The 1,256-nt window shown below is 62.2% G+C and carries 2 protein-coding genes; one reads left to right on the forward strand and one right to left on the reverse strand.

All coding sequences use genetic code 11. The annotated features are described in order from the left end of the window. Nucleotides 1-64: 64 nt before the first annotated feature. On the reverse strand, nucleotides 65-304 hold the full coding sequence (locus AC1D00_RS41635; RefSeq protein ID WP_027547402.1) for a hypothetical protein: 240 nt from the start codon (nucleotides 302-304) through the stop codon (nucleotides 65-67). Nucleotides 305-631: 327 nt separating this feature from the next. Between AC1D00_RS41635 and AC1D00_RS41640 the strand changes: the two genes are divergently transcribed. Beyond that, nucleotides 632-1,256 (forward strand): dihydrodipicolinate synthase family protein (locus AC1D00_RS41640; RefSeq protein WP_477014708.1); only part of this gene is annotated, 625 nt, incomplete at its 3' end.

A 1,256-nucleotide genomic window follows, 5' to 3' on the forward strand; every position in this document is an offset into this window, starting at 1 on the left:
GGGGAGAAAGGCGGCCCCCGGGGCGTTTCCTCGGTCGTCTTGGTATCAGTAGTTTTGCGGGGCCTTAGGCGTGGCCCTTGATCTCGTAGTGACCCGGCACGCATTTGTAGCGCTCGAGGCGCCAGTTGGCGTGATAGATCGGATGCTCGCCCATCCATTTCGCAAGCGGTGCCTGTGCACCGATTGCACACTGCATCATCGACATTTCGGGCGTCATATTACTGTCGGTCACGATCTCCTCGACACAAGCGCCCGAGGCAGATGCACCAAGCCGGCAGAGCACGGCAACGACGGTCACGAACATTCCTGTCACCTCATCGGTAGTTTCTGACCACGAAGAGGATGCAAGCGGAGTGCCAGAGCCTGTGACACAAACGACACGCTGGCCTGACCGACTCAACCTAGCGTCCACCTTCATTTGGCGATTCGGATTGTAAAAAAATTGCCATTAACCCGAAGCCGGACAAATACGGGGAACCCGCAGGAACCCCCAGGAATGATCGATTGTCAGGGCCGCGCCGCGTATGAGCCACTTCACAAGGCCCGCAAGGCCGATACGATTCATGGCGTTGCGGGCACTCGTCAAAAGAGCGGGGCTGCCGCAACACCACAGGAAACGCGAGGGCAGACCATGAAGGTACGACCGACCGGCGTGATCCCGCCGATGACGACGCCGTTCCGGAACGACGGCGAGATCGATTTCGGGCTCGTGGCGCCCCAGGTGGACTGGATGATCGGCGCCGGCGCACACGGCGTCGCCGCCGGCGGTTCGACCGGCGAAGGACATACGCTCGATCACGAGGAATATCGCGATCTAGTAGCCGCGACGGTGGAGGCGGYGAAGGGGCGCATCCCCGTGATCGCCGGCATCATCGTGGACTCCACACGCGATGCGATCCGCCGCGGCAAGCTGGTCCGCGACATGAATGTCGCCGCGCTCCAGGTCACGCCGGTGCACTACCTGTTCAAGCCGGACGAGGAGGCGATGGTGGCGCACTTTCGCGCCATCGCTGACGAGACCGGCATGCCCATCATCATCTACAACGTGGTGCCGTGGTCCTATCTGTCGCCGGCGCTGCTGACGCGGATCATGACCGAGGTGCCGCTGGTCGTCGGCGTCAAGCAGAGCGCGGGCGATCTCAAGCTGTTCGCCGACCTGATGATGATGGCGCCTGACAAGCTGATCTACAGCGCGGTCGATGCCTTGATGTATCCGTCCTACACGCTCGGGGCCCACGGCTCGATCGCCGCGATCC

It is taken from the genome of Bradyrhizobium sp. P2_E8 (assembly GCF_056403875.1).

Bases quoted from the DNA above. Each gene is read 5' to 3' on its own strand.
- AC1D00_RS41635 (WP_027547402.1), bottom strand. From the start codon at position 304: ATGTTCGTGACCGTCGTTGCCGTGCTCTGCCGGCTTGGTGCATCTGCC.